This window comes from Micrococcus sp. HMSC31B01 (genome assembly GCF_001816085.1).
Classification (GTDB): domain Bacteria; phylum Actinomycetota; class Actinomycetes; order Actinomycetales; family Micrococcaceae; genus Micrococcus; species Micrococcus luteus.
In genome coordinates, this window is record NZ_KV824969.1 from 1 (window position 1) to 6,058 (window position 6,058).

The 6,058-nt window shown below is 72.7% G+C and carries 9 protein-coding genes; 5 read left to right on the forward strand and 4 right to left on the reverse strand.

Annotated features, from left to right (window positions below; genetic code table 11):
* Positions 1 to 156, reverse strand: a 156-nt coding sequence (locus HMPREF3105_RS13650) for an anti-sigma factor family protein (protein WP_141762409.1), incomplete at its 3' end; no start/stop codon positions are given.
* Between the two features lie 196 nt (positions 157 to 352).
* On the opposite strand from HMPREF3105_RS13650, the gene HMPREF3105_RS02205 reads away from it, so the two are divergent.
* Positions 353 to 1,003, forward strand: coding sequence for an O-methyltransferase (locus HMPREF3105_RS02205; RefSeq protein ID WP_036316483.1), 651 nt, complete (start codon positions 353 to 355; stop codon positions 1,001 to 1,003).
* A gap of 22 nt (positions 1,004 to 1,025) precedes the next feature.
* Here HMPREF3105_RS02205 and HMPREF3105_RS02210 read toward each other — a convergent pair whose 3' ends face one another.
* The 3 genes from HMPREF3105_RS02210 to HMPREF3105_RS02220 all read right to left on the reverse strand — a co-directional run bounded on the left by HMPREF3105_RS02210 (position 1,026) and on the right by HMPREF3105_RS02220 (position 2,521).
* The gene (locus HMPREF3105_RS02210) at positions 1,026 to 1,196 is read right to left on the reverse strand and encodes a DUF3117 domain-containing protein (protein WP_002855133.1); all 171 of its coding nucleotides are present in this window, start codon (positions 1,194 to 1,196) and stop codon (positions 1,026 to 1,028) included.
* Positions 1,197 to 1,376: 180 nt separating this feature from the next.
* Positions 1,377 to 1,721 carry a cell division protein DivIVA gene (locus tag HMPREF3105_RS02215; RefSeq protein WP_070708678.1) on the reverse strand — a complete coding sequence of 115 codons (345 nt, stop codon included), beginning with the start codon at positions 1,719 to 1,721 and terminating at the stop codon, positions 1,377 to 1,379.
* Entirely contained in the window at positions 1,718 to 2,521 is an 804-nt protein-coding gene (locus tag HMPREF3105_RS02220; protein ID WP_070708675.1) for an LOG family protein, read from the reverse strand. The genes HMPREF3105_RS02215 and HMPREF3105_RS02220 overlap by 4 nt, the downstream gene beginning before the upstream one ends.
* Before the next feature lie 178 nt (positions 2,522 to 2,699).
* On the opposite strand from HMPREF3105_RS02220, the gene HMPREF3105_RS02225 reads away from it, so the two are divergent.
* The 4 genes from HMPREF3105_RS02225 (at position 2,700) to HMPREF3105_RS02240 (ending at position 6,045) form a co-directional block, all read left to right on the forward strand.
* Positions 2,700 to 3,434, forward strand: coding sequence for an amino acid ABC transporter ATP-binding protein (locus HMPREF3105_RS02225; protein WP_186299916.1), 735 nt, complete (start codon positions 2,700 to 2,702; stop codon positions 3,432 to 3,434).
* Between the two features lie 47 nt (positions 3,435 to 3,481).
* On the forward strand, positions 3,482 to 4,375 hold the full coding sequence (locus HMPREF3105_RS02230; protein WP_041105310.1) for a glutamate ABC transporter substrate-binding protein: 894 nt from the start codon (positions 3,482 to 3,484) through the stop codon (positions 4,373 to 4,375).
* A 105-nt stretch (positions 4,376 to 4,480) separates the two neighbouring features.
* On the forward strand, positions 4,481 to 5,161 hold the full coding sequence (locus tag HMPREF3105_RS02235; RefSeq protein ID WP_036316476.1) for an amino acid ABC transporter permease: 681 nt from the start codon (positions 4,481 to 4,483) through the stop codon (positions 5,159 to 5,161).
* Entirely contained in the window at positions 5,158 to 6,045 is an 888-nt protein-coding gene (locus tag HMPREF3105_RS02240) for an amino acid ABC transporter permease (RefSeq protein ID WP_070708677.1), read from the forward strand. The genes HMPREF3105_RS02235 and HMPREF3105_RS02240 overlap by 4 nt, the downstream gene beginning before the upstream one ends.
* Positions 6,046 to 6,058 lie beyond the last annotated feature (13 nt).

A 6,058-nucleotide genomic window follows, 5' to 3' on the forward strand; every position in this document is an offset into this window, starting at 1 on the left:
CGTGCGGGCGGCGTCGAGCACGCGGGCCCGGGCCTGGACGGTGGCGCGGCACTCGGGGCAGCGGTCCAGGTGGCGGGCGATGCGCGCCCGGGACGCGGCGGGGAGGGAGCCCTCGAGGTAGGCGTCCATGTGGCGCTGGGTGTGTCGACGTCCCATGCGGCCACCTCCTCGGTCCTCGCGTCCTCGGTCCGGCGAACGGCCTCCCGCACGGCGGGAGCCGGTTCGTGCCGTGTCCCATCATCGGCCCGCCTCCTGGGAGAACACTGGGTCGCGGCCGCGTGCCGGCCCGTACACTGGCCCGCGTCGCCCGTGCCGCGGGCGAGGTCCCGCCGTCGTCGTCCCGGAGTCAGCCATGAGCGCCCTGCAGCCCCAGCCCACCGACAAGCACGCGTCCTGGGCCTGGTCGGAGAGCCGGGCCACCGAGGACGACGTCGTCCTGCGCGCCCGCGAGCGCGCCGCCGAGCTGGACGTGCCGCCGGTGAGCGAGGGGACGGCGGCCCTGTTGACGGTGCTGGCGGCCACACGGGCCCCCGCGGCGGTCGTGGAGGTGGGCACGGGCGCCGGCGTCTCGGGGCTCGCCCTGATGCGCGGTCTGCCCGAGCGCACGGTCCTCACCACCGTGGACCCGGACGCGGAGGCCCAGCGTGCGGCCCGCGAGGCGTTCTCGGAGGCCCGCCTGCCCACGAGCCGCACCCGCATGATCACGGGGCGCTCCCGGCTCGTCCTCCCCCGGCTCACGAGCGGCGCCTATGAGATGGTCCTGGTGGACGGGGACCCGGCCGCGCGTCAGTTCGACGTCGAGCAGGCCGCGCGCATGCTCGCCCCCGGCGGCGTGCTCGTCGTGGTGGACGCCCTCGACGGGGACCGCGTTCCCCGGCCCGCCGTGCGCGACGAGTCCACCGTGTCCGCCCGGGCGGTGGACCGCCTCATCCGGGAGGACGAGCACTGGCTGTCCGCCGTCGTCCCCTCCGGCACGGGCGTGCTGATCGCGGTGCGCCGCTGATCCGCGTCGAAGGGGTCCGGGCTCAGGCCTGGATGACGCCCTCGAGGCACTCCTTGAGCTCGCGGGCCTCGTCCGCGTTGATCTCCAGCACGAGACGGCCGCCGCCGTCGATCGGCACGCGCATGATCAGGCTGCGCCCCTCCTTGGTCACTTCCATGGGACCGTCCCCGGTGCGGGGCTTCATGGCGGCCATTGCGACTTCCCTTCTGGATGATGTTCCCGTCACGGCGTCCGGTGACCGCGGGAGCGGGCACTGTCCGGACGCCTCCGGCGCCCCCGCACGCGGGCGTGCGCGAGGCCGGTCACATCACCATTATCGCGGATTCCGCGTGCTCGCGCCAAACGATGGCCTGCACCGAGCCCGGCCCGCGACTCAGGCGCGCGCCGCCGGATCGCTCCGGGACGGGTCGGCGGCCTCGAGCTCGGCCAGCCGGGCCCGCAGTGCGGCCGCCTCGTGCTCGCGCTGCGCGAGGGCGTCCCGCAGCCGCAGCAGGACGGCGTCCACCTGGTCCCGCTGGTAGCCGGGCACCGCGACGGCCAGCCGCAGCAGGTCGACATCCGCCGCGCGCGGCCGCTCCGGCAGCAGGACGGGGTGCCCGGGCGTCCGTCCGGCCGGGTCGTCGGCCCGGAGCGTGAGCCGGCCCGCGAGGGAGGCGGCCAGGGCGCCCAGCACGACGACGAGCACGGCCACGAGAACGATCCCCTGCGGCCCGCTCACCCGTCGGCCCTCCCCGCCGAGCGGAGCACGCACGCGACGGCCTCCTCGGCCGTGTCCACGAGCTGGACGAGGTCCGGGTCCTCGGGCGAGATCATGCCGCGCTCCACGAGCGTGCCGCGGATCCAGTCCACGAGCGGGCCCCAGAAGCCGCGGTCCACGAGGACCACGGGGAAGCGGGTGACGGTGCCGGTCTGCACGAGGGTGAGGGCCTCGAAGAGCTCGTCCAGGGTGCCGAGGCCGCCGGGCAGCACGATGAACCCCTGCGCGTACTTGAGGAACATGACCTTGCGGACGAAGAAGTAGCGGAAGTCCACCCCCACGTGCACCCAGGGGTTCAGACCGGTCTCGAACGGCAGGTCGATCCCCAGGCCCACGGACTCTCCACCGGCCTCGTGGGCGCCCCGGTTGGCGGCCGCCATGGCGCCGGGCCCCCCGCCGGTGATGACCGTGTACCCGGCCCGGGCCAGGCGGGTCCCGACCTCGTGGGCCAGGACGTACTCGGCGCTGCCCTCGGGCGTGCGCGCCGAGCCGAACACGGAGACCGCGGGACCCAGCCCCGCCAGGGTGCCGAAGCCCTCGACGAACTCGGCCTGGATGCGCAGGACACGCCAGGCCTCGGACGTCGTCGAGGCGACGTCGGCGGCGGGGCGTGCGGCGTCGCCGGGCCGCCGGCCGTCGAGGAGGAGCTGGTCGAACGTGGGGGTGCGCGCCGCCTCCCCGCGCAGGACCTGCCCGCCGCGGCGGACGCGCTGGGGCTTGGCGGCGACGTCGCCGCCCGAGGGGTGCTCATGTGGGGCCATGGCGCCAGCCTAACGAGCCGGCGGGCCGCCGGGGCCGGCGTCGCACGGCGCACCGCGCCGGGTGTGGCGTGCGCTATATTCCACTGGCATGACGCAGATCACGCCTGAGCAGCCCCACGGCGCCCACCTCCCCGACGAGGCCGGTGTGCGGCGCCGTCGCGGTGCCGCGGGCGATGACCTGATCGTCCTCGAGGGCGTCAACAAGCACTTCGGCGACTTCCACGCCCTCCGACAGATCGACCTGCGGATCCCGCGCGGCCAGGTGGCGATCGTCCTCGGCCCGTCCGGCTCCGGCAAGTCGACGCTGTGCCGCACGATCAACCGGCTCGAGACCATCGACGACGACGGCGGCCGCATCCTGGTCGACGGGCGGCCGCTCCCCACCGAGGGCAGAGAGCTCGCCCAGCTGCGCGCCGAGATCGGCATGGTCTTCCAGTCCTTCAACCTCTTCGCGCACAAGTCGATCCTGGAGAACGTGACCCTCGGGCCCATCAAGGTGAAGGGCAAGCGCCGGGCGGACGCCGAGCGGCACGCCATGGAGCTGCTCGAGCGCGTGGGCGTGGCCCAGCAGGCGAGGAAGATGCCGGCCCAGCTCTCCGGCGGGCAGCAGCAGCGCGTGGCCATCGCCCGTGCCCTGGCGATGGAGCCGAAGGCCCTGCTCTTCGACGAGCCGACCTCCGCCCTCGACCCCGAGATGGTGCAGGAGGTCCTCGACGTCATGGTCCAGCTCGCCGAGGGCGGCATGACCATGGTCGTGGTCACCCATGAGATGGGCTTCGCCCGCAAGGCCGGGGACCGCGTGGTCTTCATGGCCGACGGCGCCATCCTCGAGGACACCGACCCCGACACCTTCTTCACGAACCCCCGACACGAGCGTGCCCAGGACTTCCTGGGCAAGATCCTCGCGCACTGACCCCGTCCCCCGTCGCACCCCACCGCACCGAACCAGAGGAGAGCACCATGCTCCGCACGAAGCTCCTGACCCTGTCCGCCGTCACCGCCGCGGCCGCGCTGTCCCTCACCGCCTGCGCGCCGTCGTCCTCGCAGGGCGGCGGTGGCGACGCCGCCGGCTCGTCCTCGGCCGGCGAGTCGACGTCGTCCGGCTCCGGCGAGAGCCTGCGCATCGGCATCAAGTTCGACCAGCCGGGCCTGGGCTACCGCGAGGGCTCGGCCCAGCCCACCGGCTTCGACACGGACGTGGCCCGCTACGTGGCGGACAAGCTCGGCGTGGCCGAGCAGGACATCGAGTGGGTCCAGACCCCGTCTGCGAACCGGGAGAACGCCCTGGAGAACGGCGAGGTCGACATGATCTTCGCGACGTACTCCATCACGGACGCCCGCAAGGAGCGCGTCGCCTTCGCGGGCCCGTACTTCGTGGCCGGCCAGGACCTGCTGGTCCGCGCGGACGACACCGCGATCACCGGCCCCGAGTCCCTCGACGGGAAGAACCTCTGCTCCGTCACCGGCTCCACCTCGGCCCAGAAGATCAAGGACCAGTTCGCCTCCGGCGTGAACCTGGTGGAGCAGGGCGGCTACGCCGAATGCGTGACCTACCTCGAGTCCGGCCAGGTGGACGCCGTGACCACGGACGACATCATCCTCGCGGGCCTGGCCGCCGCCGACGCCAACAAGGGCAAGTTCAAGGTCGTCGGCAACACCTTCACCACGGAGCGCTACGGCGTCGGCCTGCCGAAGGACTCGGAGCGCTGCGAGGACATCAACGAGGCGATCAAGGAGATGAAGGACTCCGGCGAGTGGAAGAAGGCCCTCGAGTCCAACACCGAGGGCACGGGCTACACCTACGACGAGACGCTGAACTCCGGCGAGGACGCTGAGTTCGAGCCCTGCGCCTGACGGCCTCCTGCGCCGGGTGGGCCGAGGGCGTGACCTGAACCGTCACCCTCGGCCCGCCCGGCGGCTCCCCTGCCCGTCAGCCCTGTCCCGACCCTCGGAGAAGACATGGAATCGATCTCCTCGCTCCTCGCGGACTACGGCGCGGACATCCCGCTCGCGTTCTGGACGAACATCAGGCTCGCGTTCCTCGCGACCCTCGGCTCGTTCGCCCTCGGCGTGGTGCTCGCCCTGTTCCGCATCTCGCCCGTCCCCTCGCTGCGCGCCCTCGGCACCGGCTACGTCAACGTGGTCCGCAACACCCCGCTGACGATCATCATGCTGCTCGGCGTGCTCGCCGTCTGGGGGCAGCTGAAGGTCAGCTTCTCGTCCGACTTCACGCTGAACTTCTTCATCTACGCCGTGATCGCGCTCTCGCTCTACCACGCGGCGTTCATGTGCGAGGCGATCCGCTCCGGCGTCAACACCGTCCCGCTCGGGCAGGCCGAGGCCGCCCGCTCCATCGGCCTGGGCTTCCTGCCCGCGGCCCGCCACGTGATCCTGCCCCAGGCGCTGCGCGGGGCCATCACCCCGCTCGGCAACACCGTGATCGCGCTGACCAAGAACACCACCGTCGCCGCCGCGGCGTCGGTGGCGGAGGCCTCGGGCCTGATGAAGCGCATGATCGAGTTCAGCCCGGACGTGATGGTGGCGATCTTCCTGACCTTCGCGATCGGCTTCTGCCTGATCGTCATCCCCATCGGCCTGCTGACCACGTGGGCCTCGGAGAAGTGGGCGGTGGCCCGATGAGTGCCCAGGCCTCCGTCCTCTTCGACGCCCCGGGTCCGATCGCCCGCCGGCGGATCCTCCTCGCCAACCTCGTCTCCCTCGCCGCGGTGTTGGTCGTGGCGGTGCTCGTGCTGATCCAGATGAACGCCACCGGCCAGCTCTCCGGCCGCCGCTGGCTGGCCGCCGTCGACGGCAACGCGTGGCGGAACTATTACCTGCCGGGCCTGCAGTTCACCCTGCAGTCCGCGGGCATCGCCGTGGTCTCCTCCGTGGTGTTCGGCCTGGTGTTCGGCTTCCTGCGGCTGGCCCCGGTCGGCCCGGTGCGCTGGCTGGCCGCCGTCGTCGTGGAGTTCTTCCGGGCCGTGCCGGTGCTCGTGATGATGGTGTTCTTCTACCAGCTGTTCGCACAGGTCGCGCGCTCCGGGGCGATCCAGCCCCAGGACGGCCCGTACTACGCGGTGATCGCGGCGCTGACCCTGTACAACGGGTCCGTGATCGCGGAGCTGGTGCGCTCCGGGGTGCGCTCGCTGCCGCGCGGCCAGCGCGAGGCGGCCGCGGCGGTGGGCATGACGAGCATGCAGTCCCTGCGGCTCGTGGAGGTGCCCCAGGCCCTCATCGCCATGCTGCCCTCACTGCTGAGCCAGTTCGTGGTGATCCTCAAGGACTCGGCGCTGGGCTACCTCATCGGCTTCTTCGAACTCCTGCAGTACGCCCGCCAGCTCGGCTCCGGCAACGGCAACATCCTGCAGTCCCTCGTGGTGGCCGCGGTGATCTTCATCGTGATCAACGTCCTCCTCACCTGGGCGGCCACCCGGCTCTCGCGGCGGCTGTCCTCGCGGACGGCCGGCGACGCCAGCACCCCCACGACCCCGCTCGTCGGGGCGTCCACGGCCACGGCGGCCTGACCCGGCGGAGCCG

Bases quoted from the DNA above. Each gene is read 5' to 3' on its own strand.
- HMPREF3105_RS02205 (WP_036316483.1), top strand. From the start codon at position 353: ATGAGCGCCCTGCAGCCCCAGCCCACCGACAAGCACGCGTCCTGGGCC.
- HMPREF3105_RS02230 (WP_041105310.1), top strand. From the start codon at position 3,482: ATGCTCCGCACGAAGCTCCTGACCCTGTCCGCCGTCACCGCCGCGGCC.
- HMPREF3105_RS02220 (WP_070708675.1), bottom strand. From the start codon at position 2,521: ATGGCCCCACATGAGCACCCCTCGGGCGGCGACGTCGCCGCCAAGCCC.
- HMPREF3105_RS02235 (WP_036316476.1), top strand. From the start codon at position 4,481: ATGGAATCGATCTCCTCGCTCCTCGCGGACTACGGCGCGGACATCCCG.
- HMPREF3105_RS02210 (WP_002855133.1), bottom strand. From the start codon at position 1,196: ATGGCCGCCATGAAGCCCCGCACCGGGGACGGTCCCATGGAAGTGACC.
- HMPREF3105_RS02240 (WP_070708677.1), top strand. From the start codon at position 5,158: ATGAGTGCCCAGGCCTCCGTCCTCTTCGACGCCCCGGGTCCGATCGCC.